Genomic DNA, 13,883 nt, shown 5'->3' on the forward strand with positions numbered 1-13,883 from the left:
CTATTATTTCGTTTGACTTGTGGGGCTTTTCCTGCTAAGCGTAGAGGGCGTGAATGGGAAAAGGCACCTGGGAGTATCTCTGGGAATTGATAGGCGAGGCCCTGAGTGTAGGGCTGGCCATGGTGGGCTCGGTGCTGGCTGGGGCCGTCTTCGGCTGGTTCCTGGACGAAAAGCTCTTTCACGGCCGGACCTCTCCCTGGTTCACGGTCATAGGTATAGGGTTGGGGGCTGCCGGAGGGATCAAGAATGTTTTTTACTTTCAGCGCCGTATGAATCCCCCTAAGGACGAGGAAGAATGAATTTTTCCCATCCGGAAAGGGCCCTGCGGGAGTTTGAGGTGCGCAATCTTCTTCTGGGGCTGGCCCTGGTGATAGGAACGGCGCTTGCAGCTCGGGAGCCCCGGGCGGTGGGTAGTGTGCTCGCCGGGGTTGTCCTGAGTCTGGTGCTCTTTCAATATCTTAAACGTGACGGCCGCTGGATCGCCGGGCAGGCCCTGGCCGGAGTGCCTTACGGAAAAATCCTCCGGAGCTTCCTCTTGAAGTACTACCTGCGGCTTCTGGCCGTGGGCCTTCTCCTGGGACTGGCCTTTCGTACGGGAATTTTGCATCCGGTCTTTCTGGTCCTGGGCCTTTCGGTGGTAGTCCTCCAGGGCTTTCTCCTGGCCGGAGAGGCCCTTTTAGGTCGTATTTTGCCAATAGGTTCAAGGAGGTAGCCCCATGGAAGAACCTCTCTATCTCTTGTGTCTTCTTCTGCAGAAGCTCGGCCTTCCCTCCGGAGAGCACTTTTACGTGCATGCCCATCCCGAAGGGAGCCTCTTTGCGGATCTCTTTCACCTAAAGCTGGAGTATCTAGTGGCTCCCCACATGGTCTATGGGTATCTGACCCTGGCCATTATCCTGGTCCTGGCCCTGGCCGGAGCCCGGCGGGGGGAATTCATTCCCAGTGGTCTCCAGAACTTCTGGGAATTCGTGATGGAGATCCTCTATAATTTCACCCGGGAAAACCTCCCGGATCCCCGGCATCTCAAACGGGATGTCTTCCCCTTGGTCTTCCCGCTGATCGTCTATTTCGCCCTTTTCATCGGGATCTCCAACTTTATGGGCCTCATCCCGGGCTTTGCCTGCCCCACGGCCAACATCAACGTCACCCTGGGGCTCACCCTTATCACCATCGTCTATTACCACATCCTGGGGATCTGGTTTCACGGACCGGGCTACATTAAACACTTCTTGGGTCCTATTAAGTGGCTGGCCCCGCTCATGTTCTTCATTGAGGTTTTCAGCCACCTGGGCCGAGTGATCTCCCTTTCCGTACGACTCTTTGCCAACATGTATTCCAAGGAGCTCCTGGTGGGGATCCTGCTCTTCCTGGCGGGGAAATACCTGGCTCCTCTGCCCATCCTTCTCCTGGGTGTGGTGGTGGCCTTTGTGCAGATGCTCATCTTTATCGCCCTTTCTCTGGCCTACTTTGCCGGGGCGGTGGAGGAGGCGCACTAAGACGGCAGGGGTGCGGGGGAGAACCTCGCATCTGGCGAGTATAAAACAAAAAAATTGAAAAAGGAGGGAAAAGGATGAAAAAGGTTCTGGGACTTGCGGCGCTGTTTCTCTTGGTGGGTGCGAGCCTGGCGCTGGCGGCCGAGGGTGGAGCCGCCGGACAGCTCGGTTTCGGCTTTCTCGGGGCGGTGGTCCTGGGGGCCTGCCTGGGCGTAGGGATTGCCGCCAGCGGCTGCGGCGTGGGTATGGGTCACGCCACCCGCGGGGCCTGTGAAGGCATCGCCCGTAATCCGGAACTGGCCGGAAAGCTCACCGTGACCATGATCCTGGGTCTGGCCTTTATCGAGGCCCTGACCCTCTACGCCCTGGTGTTGGGCTTCTACCTCATCTTTGCCAAGCTCGGAAGCTTTATGGCCCTGGCCGGCCTGGGCGGCTAATTTCAAACTAATTTTCCGGCTCTTAAGGCCGTGGGGGCTTTCCGCTTCCACGGCCTTTCCTTTTTGTGCTATAAAAAATCCATGCCGGTGCGGGTCTTTACCGTGGCCCTTTCGGGGGTGGAGGCCATCCCCGTGGAAGTGGAAGTAGACCTTTCTTTCGGTCTTCCGGGGACCACCATTGTGGGTCTTCCGGACAGCGCCGTAAAGGAAAGCCGGGAGCGGGTGCGCTCGGCCCTGCGCAACTCCGGCTACGATTATCCTGACCGCAAGATCACCGTTAATCTGGCCCCGGCGGACCTCCGCAAAGAGGGAAGCGGTTTTGATCTTCCGTTGGCCGTGGGGCTTCTGGCCGCGGAGGGAAAGATCCCCCGGGAGGCCCTTAAGGAACACCTCTTTTTAGGAGAACTCTCTCTTGACGGACGGCTCAAGGGGGTGCGGGGAGCGCTTCCGGTGGCCCTTTCCGCCCGGGATTTGGGCTTCTCCCGCCTGGTCCTTCCCCGAGAAAACGCCCGGGAGGCTTCGCTCGCCCGGGATCTGGAGATCCTGGCCTTTGAGCACCTCTCTCAGGTGGTGGAATACCTTCACGGGCGCTTTCGTCCGGACCCTCCGGAGCCCTTCGAGCCCCCGCCGCCCCGCTACGAGGTGGATCTAGCGGATCTGGTGGGACAGGAGCAGGCCCGGCGGGCTTTAGAAGTAGCCGCGGCCGGGGGGCATAATCTCCTGCTGATCGGACCTCCGGGAGCGGGAAAGACCATGCTGGCCCGGAGGCTCCCCACCATCCTTCCGGAACTCTCCCTGGAGGAAGCCCTGGAGACCTCCCGCATCTACAGCGTGGCCGGGCTCCTTTCTCCGGAAAGGCCCTTTGTAACCGAACGGCCCTTTCGCAGCCCCCACCACACCATCTCCGAAGTAGGATTGATCGGCGGGGGAACCCAACTGCGGCCCGGAGAGATCTCCCTGGCCCACCATGGGATCCTCTTTCTGGACGAGCTTCCGGAATTCAATCGCCGGGCCCTGGAGGCCCTGAGAGAGCCCCTTGAAGAGGGACGGGTAACCATCACTCGAGCCACAGGCAGTGTAACCTTTCCGGCCCGGTTCATGCTGGTCTGCGCCATGAATCCCTGCCGTTGTGGGCATTACGGGGATCCCCGGCGGGCCTGCCGCTGCAGTCCCCAGGAGATCCGTCGCTACCGCTCCAAACTCTCGGGGCCCCTCCTGGACCGCCTGGATATCCATCTGGAGGTACCGGCGGTGGATCACCGGGAGCTTTCTGCAGAAAGACGGGGCGAACCTTCGGAGGCGGTACGCCGGAGGGTGGAAGCCGCCCGCCGGCGTCAGGAGGAACGCTACGGACGTACAGGATACCTCAATGCCCATCTGGGGCCGCGAGAAATCCAAAAATGGTGCCAGGCGGAGGAGTCGGCCCGCAAGCTTTTAGAGCGGGCCTGTGAGCGGTTGGGGCTTTCGGCCCGAGCCTACCACCGGGTCCTCAAATTGGCCCGGACCATTGCCGATCTCGAAGGGGAGGAAAAGATCTCCGCGGCCCACGTCTCCGAAGCTCTACAGTATCGTAGCCTAGATCGAATCCTCCTCGGAGGTTAAAATTTCTGCATGACCTTTACCGAAAGAGTAAAAGCCCGTAGCGAACCCCTGCTTCTTCCCCTGGCCCGCCTCCTGGCCCGCCTTCGGGTAAGCCCCAATGCGGTCTCCGTGGCTGGCTTTTTAGGGGTAGCCCTGGCCGGGGGCTTCATCGCCCTGGGGCATCTCCGCCTCGGGGGGCTTCTTCTGGGGATCTTCGGGTCTCTGGACGCCGTAGATGGCCTGCTGGCCCGGCGCACCGGACAGGTCTCCACCTTCGGGGCCTTTCTGGACTCCACCCTGGATCGCTATGCGGAAATCGTCCTTTTTCTGGGAATCCTCTGGTATCTTCTGGTCTGGGAAGACCCCCTGGGAGTGGTGCTGGCCTTTGTAGCCCTCACCGGGTCTCTCATGGTGAGCTATGCCCGGGCCCGGGCCGAGGGCCTGGGACTTTCCTGTAAGGTGGGACTCCTCACCCGCTTTGAACGCTTGCTCCTTCTTACCCTGGGGCTTCTCCTCGGTCTTCTTATCCCGGTGCTCGCGGTTTTAGCGGTCCTTACCCATTTCACCACCCTTCAGCGCATCCTCCATGTCCGGCGCGCGGCCCACCCCTGAGGGAAGGGGGGTCCTCTATGTGGTGGCCACCCCCATTGGTAATCTCTCCGACCTTACCCTACGGGCGCTTGAGGTCCTGCGGGAAGCCGATCTCATCCTCTGCGAGGACACGCGCACCACGCGCAAACTCCTTACCCATTATGGAATCCGCGGAAAGCGTCTTCTAAGCCTTTACAAGGACAACGAAAGGAGGCGCCTTCCTCAGATCCTCAAAGCCCTGGCCGAGGGCCAGAAGGTAGCCCTGGTTTCTGAGGCCGGCACCCCCGGGATCTCCGATCCCGGGGCCCTGGTAGTCTCTGAAACCCGGAGGGCCGGCTTTCCGGTGGTCCCGGTCCCCGGACCCTCGGCCCTTACGGCCTTCCTTTCGGTCTGCGGACGAGACCTTTCCGGGGGGTTTCTCTTCCTGGGATTCCCTCCCCCGAGGAGTGCGGAAAGGAGAAGGCTTCTGGCAGAGCTCAAAGAGGTCCCCTACCCCTTGGTCTTTTTCGTCCCTCCTCATCGCCTGAGGACTTTCCTGGGGGATCTCCTGGCCGTCCTGGGGGATCGCCCGGCCATCCTGGGGCGGGAGCTAACCAAGGTCTTCGAAGAGGTGGTCTCGGGGAGGGTCTCTCAATTTCTAGAGCGATATTCCGCGGAGTCCCCGCGAGGAGAGATCCTTCTTCTGGTAGAGCCGGCCCTCCCGGAAAAGAGCCTCTCCGCGGAAAAGATCCTGGCCGAGGTTCAGGGACTTCAGGCCCGGGGACTTTCCCTCAAAAAGGCGGTCAAGGAGGTAGCCTCCCGCTACGGACTTTCTTCTAAGGAACTTTACCGCCGGATGATAGAAAAGAAGCGCCCCCGGGAGGACTCGAACCTCCGACACCGGGATTAGGAATCCCATCTAAAAACTTTCCCACTATTTCCTTGTCCTTCCTAACACCTTTACAAATCAAGGATTTTGGGAATACTATATTTCCCGGAACTTCCCTAAAATTCCCCTTCCAGGTGGGGAATAGGTGGGGAAAATTTCAAGGCCTAGACAACGGGATCTAATGGGATTCTTAAGCATTAAGTCCTCCTCGGAGGGTGGGGAAAAGAAGGTGCAAGGTGGGGAAACCCTGGGATTAAAAACGGACACGGGGTGCGTTTATGGCGAAACCCAAAAAGTATGAAACTTTCAAAAAGTTCCCTGGAGTAAGGGCTTACCTAAGCGAGACCCGAAAAACGCCTGATGGAAAGCCTGATAAGTGCTTTTACATTCGCTATAAGGCCTTAAACGGCAAGCTCATTGAGGAAAAGATCGGCTGGGCCTCTGAGGGAATCACAGCCGCCTATGCCGCCCAAATCCGGGCTGAAAGGTTAAGAACCATCCGCCTAGGTGAGGAGCCCATACCCATCCACAAAAAACGCAAAGAGGCCATCACCTTTGCCCAGTTCATGCGAGAACGTTACCTGCCTTGGGCCAAAGAGAACAAAGCATGGGAATCCTACCGTCGAGAGGAAGAGCTTTTCCGAAGGTATCTTGAGGTCATCCTTGGCGACAAGGCCTTGAAAGACATCTCGCCTTTTGACCTTGAAAAAGTCAAAAGCCACATGCGCAAAGAAGGCCTTGCCGAGAGGACCATAGAGTATGCCCTGGCCGTGGTTCGCATGGCCTTCAATCGGGCCAAGGAGTGGGAGCTTTTTCAAGGCGATAACCCCGCAAGTAAAGTTAAACCTCCTCGAAAGGATAATCGCCGGTTGCGTTTTCTCACACCGGATGAAGCTAGAGTCCTCCTTGAGGCTATCAAAGCCAGGAGTCAGCAACTTTATGAGATTTGTTTGCTTTCCCTTCATACCGGCATGAGAGCTGGAGAAATCTTTAACCTCACCTGGGGCGATGTAGACCTGGCCCGTGGCCTCATCTATGTCCGAGATCCTAAAAATAAGACTACTCGCGTGGCTTACATGACCGAGGAGGTCAAACGGACCTTTATGGCAAAAGTCCCTGGAGACCCCTCGGAATTGGTCTTTAAAGATCGCAAAGGGCAAAAGATAAAGAAAGTCTCGCGGGTATTCTGGGAAGTGGTTCAGAAGCTCGGATTCAATGAAGGGGTGGCCGACCCCCGGATGAGAGTTTGCTTCCATACCCTGCGACATACCTTCGGAAGCTGGCTCGTCATGGCCGGGGTGCCGATCTACACGGTCAAAGAGCTAATGGGCCACAAGACCCTGGCGATGACCGAACGCTACGCCCACCTTGCCGCCGAAGCCCGGAGGGAGGCCGTCAAGGAAATCGAAAAGGTGGCTCGACAGGTCACGGGCGGCAAGGTGATTTCCTTGACCGAAAGGCTAGGAGGTTAAGCATGGCTACTCTGGAAATACGTCAAGAAAAAGATCGAGTGGTTATCCCTCTTGAGCTTTGGAAGCGCATAAAAGAATCTTTGGGTCTGCCGGAAGATTTCCGTGAAGCATCCAGAAAGTTATTAGAGCTTAAAGAGACCAGAGAGAAGCGAGGAGACTGGCGCAAGCTGAGAGGCTCCCTGGAAGGGATCGTTTCCACCAAGGACTTGGAGGAAGACCACAAGCGGGAGGTTTAAAATGCCTGTAAAAGTAGAATTAACCTTCAATGAAGACGATTTAGCCAGCTTAAGGCTATCACCTGAGGAGTTTGTTCGGGAGATGCGATTAGCAGCTGCGGTGAAGTGGTATGAGATGGGCCTAATCTCTCAAGCAAAGGCCGCTGAAATCGCCGGAGTAAGCAGGGAGGAGTTTCTAAGGGCCCTCCAACGCTTTGGAGTTTCCCCTTTCCAAGTGACGCCCGAAGAGCTGGAAGCCGAGGTAGTGAATGCCTAAAAAGTTTGTGGTAAACGCCTCCCCGCTTATTATTCTGGGAAAGATCAACCAGCTTCACCTTTTGCCTTCTTTAGCTAATGAGGTAGTCATCCCACATGGAGTTTATAAAGAAATCCTTGCTGGAAGCCCCGGAGACCCTGCCCGTGAATGGCTCAAAGGTCCGGGTAAGGCTTTTGTGAGAGAAATCGGCCCTTCGGAGCTCGAGGTCTTGAAGTGGGATCTGGGGTTAGGTGAGACTGAAGTTCTGACTTTCGCTTATCGGAATCGAGACTTTATTGCCCTCCTTGATGACCGAGCTGCCCGGAAGTGTGCCCAAACTTTGGGCATAAAGACCAAAGGGACTCTGGCGATTTTGGTTCTAGCCCGGAAAAGGAAGCTTTTACCGGATATAACAACGGTACTAGATAAGCTTGAACAGGCAGGTTTTTTATGTGTCCCCCTCCCTTCTGGAGGCGGTCAAACGCCTTGCAAATGAGTAAAACCGGGCTCTCTAGGGATGCGCGCCCCGAAAAGCGGGTGACCCTCGCCCGCCTGGGAGTCCGGCTCTTTTTGAACGAGGGAGGCCGCATGAGGGAGGTCTTGGGTGAAGCAAGAAAAGTTTGTTTTTCCATTACCGTGGACATCTGATGGGAAATTTCCAAAAGCTCTCCCAGGGTATCCGCCTTTAAATCTTCCCAGAAAAGGGCGAATTCCTAGTAAAGTCTTTAAACAAAGGTGGCAAGAGATAGTCGAAGAAGCCAAGCAAAAATTTGGAAAATTCTTGCCTGAGACTACTTGGTGGTATCTTGATGAGGTCGAGGCGTGTAACACGCACTTTATACGTCTCTTAGAAGAGGCCTTAACGATAAAAATAATACTACCCGGGTTCTCAAAAAGACATAGTGTTTCGTCAACTGTGTCCGCAGGATAAGAGGCCTTCCTCCATAAGATCCTCAAAACCTCTCAGTTTTCGCGAACGGTATTTCTCCTCTAGACCCCTAAGCACCAGATAGACTACCTTGTAAAGTGCCCCAGGCTCACAGAAAACCTCTATCACCTTGGTCCTGCGCTTGACCTCTTTAATCAGCCTTTCAAGCTGATTCGTGGTGTAAATATAATTCCGAATAGGCTCCGGATATTCCAGAAAAACCAAGAGATCCTCGAGGTTCTCCTCCCAGTGCTTCACTACTTCCGGATACTTCCCTTGCCACCGGGCCTTGAAAGCCCTGAAGGCCTCCAGGGCCTCGGACCTCCTCCCAGCCCGATAAATTTTCCTCAAATCCTGAGCCAGCGCCTCTCGGTGAGACCTCCGAACCTTCCTCAGGCTATACTTGAGACTGTGAAGAACGCATCTCTGAAACCTGGCCCCAGGATAAACCCTGAGAACCGCCTCCTTCAAGCCTGATAGCCCGTCCCCTATGACCACCTCAATCCTCTTGAGACCTCTTTCGCGCAGTTCGTTGAAAATTTCCTGATAAACCAGAGCGCTCTCACCTTCCCCTCCACTGGTCCAAAAGCCCACAATCTCTCTGGTCCCATCTCGCCTTATCCCCAAAGCCAGATACACCGGCTCCCTGGCCACAGTTCCTCTCCTCACCGGCAGAAAAGTAGCATCCAGATAAAGGGCAAAGTATTCCTCCGAAAGCCTTCGCTTTCTCCAGGACTCAATTTGGTCCTCGGCTACCTCCGTTAGTCTGCTTATACTGGCTGGCGAATAGTAAGCCCCGTAAATGGTCTCGATAAATCTTGAAACCGCCCTGGTACTGGCTCCCGAAGCGTACAAGGCCAATACAGCTTCTCCCAAGTCGAGACCGGCTCTTCTCCTTGGAGGAGGTAGAATCTGAGCTCTAAAGTTTCCATCTCGAGTTCTGGGAACCATAAGGCCTTCAATAGGCCCGTATTTGGTGAGAAGGGAGCGAGAGTAGAAACCATTGCCTTTGGTTTCAGGGTGTTCCTCAAGGTAAAGGCTTCTTTCCTCAATAGCCAGTCGCTCAATCACGCTTTTAATGGCCTCCTTGATGAGGTCCTCCAGCTTTTCTATAATTTCTCTGTCCTGCATGGCCTTCCTCCTTCCCTTTGGTTTGACTCCCACTTATTATCGCAAGGAGGAAGGCCTCTTTATTTACCCCCTCGGACACAATTTGTGAAACACTACCGACTATGACGTTATTGACCAGCGGTGTCTCGAAACCTCGGCCCGACTGAGGGAACAACTCCAGGCCCTCCTCTCTGGTCTCTCCTTTGAGCGGTTGATCGCTACCGGTTACGGCCGGAATCTGGCCAGGGAACTTTTCTGGGCCGAAACCCTAACCGAAATCAGGGCCCATGCTATGGGCGTGAGGAGCCTCTTCCCAGAAGCGAGGACCATCCTCGATATCGGAGGGCAGGACAGTAAGGCCATAGCCCTCGATCCCGAAGGACGGATAGTAAAATTCGAGATGAACGACCGCTGCGCCGCCGGGACGGGGCGTTTCCTAGAGGTCATGGCGGAAGCTCTGAGCGTAGAGCTCGAAGAACTGGCCGAACTGGCCCTTAACACAGATCACGCGGCCAACATCAGTGCCCTGTGCACGGTCTTTGCCGAAAGCGAGGTGGTAGGCCTTATCGGACGGGGAGAAGAGCTGGACCGAATCGCCCGTGGGATCATTTCCTCCATCGTTAAGCGCTCCCTGACCCTCCTGAATCGTATCTCCCCTGTCCCGCCCTTGGTTTTCACCGGTGGAGTAGCCCGTAACCGGGCCGTGGTGAAAATTCTCGAGGAAGAACTGGGGTTCCCGGTCTTAGTTCCCGAAGACCCGCAGATCACGGGCGCTCTCGGGGCGGCCCTTTACGGGATGAGAATTTAAGTAGGCAGGGCCCGGCCGGGCCGGGCCCCATTTCGCAAGATCGGCCTTAGAAGGAAAAGCTCACACTCACGCCGCCGAAGAAGTGATCGTGGTGCTTGTCCCAGGACCCGCCCTCAAGGAGACGGTCCGCATCGCCGGAAAGGGAAAAGCTGTAGTAGACCTTGGGGGTCACGGTGAAGTACTGACCAACCGGGACGCTGACCTCTGCCCCAAGCTGCATGTACAGCCAGCCGGAAAACGCATCGTTATTATTGTCGGGATCGGCATAGGCACCCTTGTCGTCGGAGTCTAGGTACATGGCCGAGGCCGAGAGGCTCAAAGTGGCCTTGTACCAGGGGAGCCCAAAGTCCCGCCCGGCCGAGAGCTCATACCAGGTGCCGGGATAGTGGGAGAGTTCGCGATAAATCGTAAGACCAAAGTTGATCCCGGTCTTCGGACAGGTGGCCGAAAGCCCGGCAAAGAGTTCGAAGGAATCGTCCGCGGCATCCAGGGCGTAATAGATGGCTCCCACATCTAGGCTCATTCCGTAGGGCAACTTGTCGTAGGTATATCCGAAGGTGAAATCCGTCTCGTTCCAGTTGGCATCGTCACTACCCTTCTCGTCGGTGTCATAGTTACCCCAGAAGTTCACATAGGCCCCGAGGTAGGAGACCGTCATCGAGGGTTGAATCACTACCGAGTCGTCCGAAAGTCCGAAGCCTCGCCAGACATACTGGGAGAGCACATCTACCGTGAAATCCGCCGAGGGCTTGGCCTCCTCAGCCCTTACCCCTCCCGCAAGAAGCCATAACCCGAATACCACAAACCCTAACATTACCCAAATCCTTCTAGCACCCATTCTATACCTCCTTTACATTTTTGTTATTGGATAGTCTAAATTTTTTAACATTTACCCAACAAAGAATTTAAATAGCGGCCTCTCCCCGTTCGCCGGAGCGTATCCTGAGGGCCTCAATGACCTCATAGACGAAGATCTTTCCGTCTCCGATCTCGCCGGTACGGGCCGCCGAAGCGATGGCCTGCATAATCTTTTCCACATCTTCGTCCTTACAGACCACCTTCACTTCTATTTTGGGCAAGAGATCCACCCGGAATTCCCGTCCCCGGAACTGTTCCACCAGGCCGGCCTGCCGCCCGTGACCCTCCACCTGATAGACCGTGACCCCGGGATGGCCCACTTTTTCCAAAGCCGCCAAAACCTCCTCCATTTTTTCTGGTCTAATGATGGCTCTTATTTCCTTCATGGTCTTACCTCCTTACGGTATAGAATTCGGGATAAGCCGGGGTACCGTGTTCCAATAGATCAAGCCCCTGAATCTCCTCTCGCGGAGAGACCCGAATACCGATAAGAACATCTAGGAGCTTGAAGAGGATAAGCCCCACGCCAAAGGCCCAGACGAATAGGGCCCCCGCTCCGATCAGCTGGGCGATGAGCTGATCTACCCCGCCCCCGTAGAAGAGTCCCTTCACGAAGGGAGGTTCGATGGCGTAGTTTCCGTAAGTTCCATCGGCAAACAGACCCACGGCGATAAGACCCCATAGGCCGTTAAAACCGTGTACCGGGACGGCTCCCACCGGGTCATCAACCTTTATAGCCTCAAGGAAATAGACCCCGGCCACAAGGATGATACCGGCCACCACCCCGATCACCACCGCGGCCCAGGCCTCAACCCAGGCACAGGGAGCGGTAATGGCCACCAGGCCAGCAAGCACGCCGTTCAGGGCCATACCCAAGTCGAACTTCCGGGTCTTGGCGAGCACGATGAGAAGCGCAGTTAGAGAGGCCGCCGCGGCCGCAAGGGTAGTATTCACCGCGATCACCGAGATGCGCAGATGATGGGCAGAAAAGGTAGAACCGGGGTTGAAGCCGTACCAGCCGAACCAGAGGATGAAGACCCCGAGCGTAGCCAACGGGATGTTGTGGCCGGGAATGGCCCGGGGTTTGCCGTTTTTGTCGAACTTCCCAAAACGCGGCCCGAGAACGATGGCCCCGGCAAGCCCCACCAAACCTCCTACGGCATGCACCACACCGGAGCCCGCGAAGTCCAGATGTCCGAGACCAAAGGGAAGCTTCGAAAGCCAGCCCCCACCCCAGACCCAGTGGGCGTAAACCGGGTAGATGAAACCGGTAATCGCTATGGAATAAAGGAGATAAGCCTGAAACTTGATACGTTCGGCCACGGCCCCGGAGACGATGGTCGCCGCCGTGGCGGCAAAGACCATCTGCCAGAAAAAGGAAAGGTAGTTGCCGACATCGTAACCCTGACCAGAGAGGAAAAAGCCCGAGGTCCCGATGAGGCCCTTCCAGTCCGTGCCGGTAATCAGGGCATAACCCACGGCCCAGAAGGCCAGTGCCCCCACCACAAAGTCCATGAGGTTCTTGGTTAAGAGATTGGTGGCATTCTTGGCCCGGCAGAAACCGGCCTCCACACAGGCAAAGCCCGCCTGCATGAACATCACCAGGAATCCGCACACCAACACCCAGACATAGTCCACCGGAAGCCCAGGGTCGGACTTCAGGGTTTCGGCCCCGGTGGGGTCCCCGGCCAGGGCCATCCCTGAGCCCAGTAAAAACACCGCCGATAAAATCGGCCCAACCCTTTTACCCGAATAAAACCTGCCACTCTCCATACCTACCTCCTCCTTCGTTTTTACCAATCTTGAATACAAGATTTATGCCAAATATGAAAATTACTGTAACGAATAGCCCTAGAAGGGTTTAAGAAAGCAGCTTAACGATTTTTATGACATTATTGTTAATAATATAGTTTACAAAAGTGACAAAGAGTAACTTAAAAAGGCCGAAAATGATCCTTTCGAGATGGTTTCATAAGTAGGTAAGGTCTTTGGCGAGGGAACTTTTGGCGGTTCAGGTTATAGGGCTTTAAGGCGCCACACCGGAGCCCGAAGAACGCGGACCAAACTATAAACAAAATTGACAAAACCTTGATAACCGGTGTAGGGGCCGCGTCTGCGCTCTTGAGGAAAAGAGAGGGTGGGAAAACCAAGTTTTACCGCTCGCCACTGCTCTCGGGCGTTGGTGATCACGAGATCGGGCTTAAGCATAGAAAGGGCCCTTTCAAATTCGTCATCTCCGGGATCATCGGTAAGAAAACCGGAAAAGGGAGCGGCTTCTCGGTGATCTTCGGAACTCCCGAAGACCGAAGCCGCCCCTATGACCTCAAAGCCGAGTTCTCTAAGCATTCTCCCTAAAGGTCCCAGTCTACCGGCCCCAAGTACCACAAGCACTCTTTTTCCTTCAAAGAGTTTAAGCCAGGACCTTATCTCCCTAAAGGTCCGGGTCTCCTCCTCCCGGATCAGGCCCTCCACCTTGGCAGAAGAGAGGCCCAGGGCCTCTCCTACCTTCCGAAGAGAAGCCCCCACGGCCGAAAGCCCATAAAAGGAGACCTTTAGGTATGGAAGACCAAATCGCTCCTTCAGGGCCGAGGCAAACTCCCTAGCGGTTGAACCGCAGAAAAGGAGATTCAGATGGGCCCGGGAAAGTCGCTCTATCTCCGAAAAACGGGTATCACCGGTAAGCACCGTGTGCACCTTAACCCCAAGTTTCTCAAGAAGTCGTTTTATCTCCCGGGCCTCTCCAGCCACATTGTACTCTCCGATGAGGTTTACCGTGGGGTGCTCGGCCTTGGAAAAGGGCCGAACCAAGTTAAGCAGACTCCGGTAGGCCACAGCATGGCCCCCGGCCTGGCTCTTTCCGGAAAACCCCGGACAGTCCACCACCACGATCCTGCGTCTAGATTCTCTCTCGATTTCGCGGGCAAGGCCTGCAAGATCTTCCCCGATAAGCCCCGTTGTGCAGGTAGCGTATAGAAAGGCCCCGCGGGCCGAGGGTCTAAGGGCGAAGGCCTCACGCAGGGCCTTCCTCAGTTTATCAAGACCTCCGAAAATAATCTCTCCAGCTGTAAGTGCGGTCCCAAAGAGGTCTTTGGCCTCCCCCCGGACCATAGCTCCATAGTAACCGCAGCCCACGGGGCCATGCACCAGATGCACCGCCTCCCGTATCGGCCCGAGCACATAGCGGGCGCCGAAATAAACGCAGCTTCGCTGGGTCATGCCCCCAGGTTCGCTCGCAAGACCGCAGGGCTTGATTCTCAAAGGCATAC

General features: G+C 56.0%; 18 protein-coding genes. 13 read left to right on the plus strand and 5 right to left on the minus strand.

The window, feature by feature from the left end:
- The first annotated feature begins 53 nt into the window (after window positions 1-53).
- The 12 genes from FVE67_RS04160 (at window position 54) to FVE67_RS04215 (ending at window position 7,844) form a co-directional block, all read left to right on the plus strand.
- On the plus strand, window positions 54-299 hold the full coding sequence (locus FVE67_RS04160) for an AtpZ/AtpI family protein (protein WP_168719391.1): 246 nt from the start codon (window positions 54-56) through the stop codon (window positions 297-299).
- The gene (locus tag FVE67_RS04165) at window positions 296-712 is read left to right on the plus strand and encodes an ATP synthase subunit I (RefSeq protein ID WP_168719392.1); all 417 of its coding nucleotides are present in this window, start codon (window positions 296-298) and stop codon (window positions 710-712) included. The genes FVE67_RS04160 and FVE67_RS04165 overlap by 4 nt, the downstream gene beginning before the upstream one ends.
- Before the next feature lie 4 nt (window positions 713-716).
- Window positions 717-1,496 carry a F0F1 ATP synthase subunit A gene (atpB, locus tag FVE67_RS04170; RefSeq protein ID WP_168719393.1) on the plus strand — a complete coding sequence of 260 codons (780 nt, stop codon included), beginning with the start codon at window positions 717-719 and terminating at the stop codon, window positions 1,494-1,496.
- A 74-nt stretch (window positions 1,497-1,570) separates the two neighbouring features.
- Window positions 1,571-1,930: an ATP synthase F0 subunit C gene (atpE, locus tag FVE67_RS04175; protein ID WP_168719394.1), complete on the plus strand. Its 360-nt coding sequence runs from the start codon at window positions 1,571-1,573 to the stop codon at window positions 1,928-1,930.
- A gap of 81 nt (window positions 1,931-2,011) precedes the next feature.
- Entirely contained in the window at window positions 2,012-3,532 is a 1,521-nt protein-coding gene (locus FVE67_RS04180) for a YifB family Mg chelatase-like AAA ATPase (protein WP_168719395.1), read from the plus strand.
- Between the two features lie 9 nt (window positions 3,533-3,541).
- A complete protein-coding gene (locus FVE67_RS04185; RefSeq protein ID WP_168719396.1) occupies window positions 3,542-4,123 on the plus strand; it encodes a CDP-alcohol phosphatidyltransferase family protein in 582 nt (193 codons plus the stop codon).
- Window positions 4,098-4,991, plus strand: a complete 894-nt coding sequence (rsmI, locus tag FVE67_RS04190) for a 16S rRNA (cytidine(1402)-2'-O)-methyltransferase (protein WP_168719397.1) — start codon at window positions 4,098-4,100, stop codon at window positions 4,989-4,991. Before FVE67_RS04185 ends, rsmI begins: the two co-directional genes overlap by 26 nt.
- A 257-nt stretch (window positions 4,992-5,248) precedes the next feature.
- A complete protein-coding gene (locus FVE67_RS04195) occupies window positions 5,249-6,442 on the plus strand; it encodes a tyrosine-type recombinase/integrase (RefSeq protein WP_168719398.1) in 1,194 nt (397 codons plus the stop codon).
- Between the two features lie 2 nt (window positions 6,443-6,444).
- Window positions 6,445-6,678, plus strand: coding sequence for a hypothetical protein (locus FVE67_RS04200; RefSeq protein ID WP_168719399.1), 234 nt, complete (start codon window positions 6,445-6,447; stop codon window positions 6,676-6,678).
- A 1-nt stretch (window position 6,679) separates the two neighbouring features.
- Entirely contained in the window at window positions 6,680-6,934 is a 255-nt protein-coding gene (locus FVE67_RS04205; protein WP_168719400.1) for a UPF0175 family protein, read from the plus strand.
- The gene (locus tag FVE67_RS04210; RefSeq protein ID WP_168719401.1) at window positions 6,927-7,409 is read left to right on the plus strand and encodes a PIN domain-containing protein; all 483 of its coding nucleotides are present in this window, start codon (window positions 6,927-6,929) and stop codon (window positions 7,407-7,409) included. The genes FVE67_RS04205 and FVE67_RS04210 overlap by 8 nt, the downstream gene beginning before the upstream one ends.
- A gap of 108 nt (window positions 7,410-7,517) precedes the next feature.
- The gene (locus FVE67_RS04215; protein ID WP_168719402.1) at window positions 7,518-7,844 is read left to right on the plus strand and encodes a hypothetical protein; all 327 of its coding nucleotides are present in this window, start codon (window positions 7,518-7,520) and stop codon (window positions 7,842-7,844) included.
- Here FVE67_RS04215 and FVE67_RS04220 read toward each other — a convergent pair.
- Window positions 7,824-8,972, minus strand: a complete 1,149-nt coding sequence (locus FVE67_RS04220; RefSeq protein WP_425505381.1) for an IS256 family transposase — start codon at window positions 8,970-8,972, stop codon at window positions 7,824-7,826. The genes FVE67_RS04215 and FVE67_RS04220 overlap by 21 nt on opposite strands.
- A gap of 142 nt (window positions 8,973-9,114) precedes the next feature.
- Here FVE67_RS04220 and FVE67_RS04225 point away from each other — a divergent pair, with 142 nt between their 5' ends.
- Window positions 9,115-9,759 carry an acyl-CoA dehydratase activase gene (locus FVE67_RS04225; protein WP_281347186.1) on the plus strand — a complete coding sequence of 215 codons (645 nt, stop codon included), beginning with the start codon at window positions 9,115-9,117 and terminating at the stop codon, window positions 9,757-9,759.
- A gap of 46 nt (window positions 9,760-9,805) precedes the next feature.
- Here the strand turns inward: FVE67_RS04225 and FVE67_RS04230 are convergent, their stop codons facing one another.
- The 4 genes from FVE67_RS04230 to FVE67_RS04245 all read right to left on the minus strand — a co-directional run bounded on the left by FVE67_RS04230 (window position 9,806) and on the right by FVE67_RS04245 (window position 13,881).
- On the minus strand, window positions 9,806-10,597 hold the full coding sequence (locus FVE67_RS04230; RefSeq protein WP_168719403.1) for a TorF family putative porin: 792 nt from the start codon (window positions 10,595-10,597) through the stop codon (window positions 9,806-9,808).
- 67 nt (window positions 10,598-10,664) lie between these two features.
- Window positions 10,665-11,003, minus strand: coding sequence for a P-II family nitrogen regulator (locus tag FVE67_RS04235; protein ID WP_168719304.1), 339 nt, complete (start codon window positions 11,001-11,003; stop codon window positions 10,665-10,667).
- A gap of 4 nt (window positions 11,004-11,007) precedes the next feature.
- The gene (locus tag FVE67_RS04240) at window positions 11,008-12,315 is read right to left on the minus strand and encodes an ammonium transporter (protein WP_343036323.1); all 1,308 of its coding nucleotides are present in this window, start codon (window positions 12,313-12,315) and stop codon (window positions 11,008-11,010) included.
- Between the two features lie 318 nt (window positions 12,316-12,633).
- On the minus strand, window positions 12,634-13,881 hold the full coding sequence (locus tag FVE67_RS04245) for a nitrogenase component 1 (RefSeq protein WP_168719405.1): 1,248 nt from the start codon (window positions 13,879-13,881) through the stop codon (window positions 12,634-12,636).
- Window positions 13,882-13,883 lie beyond the last annotated feature (2 nt).

It is taken from the genome of Thermosulfurimonas marina (assembly GCF_012317585.1).
Classification (GTDB): Bacteria; Desulfobacterota; Thermodesulfobacteria; order Thermodesulfobacteriales; family Thermodesulfobacteriaceae; genus Thermosulfurimonas_A; species Thermosulfurimonas_A marina.

Excerpts from the sequence above, each read along its gene's own strand:
- FVE67_RS04160 (WP_168719391.1), top strand. The coding sequence starts at position 54 with ATGGGAAAAGGCACCTGGGAGTATCTCTGGGAATTGATAGGCGAGGCC.
- FVE67_RS04165 (WP_168719392.1), top strand. The coding sequence starts at position 296 with ATGAATTTTTCCCATCCGGAAAGGGCCCTGCGGGAGTTTGAGGTGCGC.
- atpB (WP_168719393.1), top strand. The coding sequence starts at position 717 with ATGGAAGAACCTCTCTATCTCTTGTGTCTTCTTCTGCAGAAGCTCGGC.
- atpE (WP_168719394.1), top strand. The coding sequence starts at position 1,571 with ATGAAAAAGGTTCTGGGACTTGCGGCGCTGTTTCTCTTGGTGGGTGCG.
- FVE67_RS04180 (WP_168719395.1), top strand. The coding sequence starts at position 2,012 with ATGCCGGTGCGGGTCTTTACCGTGGCCCTTTCGGGGGTGGAGGCCATC.
- FVE67_RS04185 (WP_168719396.1), top strand. The coding sequence starts at position 3,542 with ATGACCTTTACCGAAAGAGTAAAAGCCCGTAGCGAACCCCTGCTTCTT.
- rsmI (WP_168719397.1), top strand. The coding sequence starts at position 4,098 with ATGTCCGGCGCGCGGCCCACCCCTGAGGGAAGGGGGGTCCTCTATGTG.
- FVE67_RS04195 (WP_168719398.1), top strand. The coding sequence starts at position 5,249 with ATGGCGAAACCCAAAAAGTATGAAACTTTCAAAAAGTTCCCTGGAGTA.
- FVE67_RS04200 (WP_168719399.1), top strand. The coding sequence starts at position 6,445 with ATGGCTACTCTGGAAATACGTCAAGAAAAAGATCGAGTGGTTATCCCT.
- FVE67_RS04205 (WP_168719400.1), top strand. The coding sequence starts at position 6,680 with ATGCCTGTAAAAGTAGAATTAACCTTCAATGAAGACGATTTAGCCAGC.
- FVE67_RS04210 (WP_168719401.1), top strand. The coding sequence starts at position 6,927 with ATGCCTAAAAAGTTTGTGGTAAACGCCTCCCCGCTTATTATTCTGGGA.
- FVE67_RS04220 (WP_425505381.1), bottom strand. The coding sequence starts at position 8,972 with ATGCAGGACAGAGAAATTATAGAAAAGCTGGAGGACCTCATCAAGGAG.
- FVE67_RS04230 (WP_168719403.1), bottom strand. The coding sequence starts at position 10,597 with ATGGGTGCTAGAAGGATTTGGGTAATGTTAGGGTTTGTGGTATTCGGG.
- FVE67_RS04235 (WP_168719304.1), bottom strand. The coding sequence starts at position 11,003 with ATGAAGGAAATAAGAGCCATCATTAGACCAGAAAAAATGGAGGAGGTT.
- FVE67_RS04240 (WP_343036323.1), bottom strand. The coding sequence starts at position 12,315 with ATGGCCCTGGCCGGGGACCCCACCGGGGCCGAAACCCTGAAGTCCGAC.
- FVE67_RS04245 (WP_168719405.1), bottom strand. The coding sequence starts at position 13,881 with ATGCCTTTGAGAATCAAGCCCTGCGGTCTTGCGAGCGAACCTGGGGGC.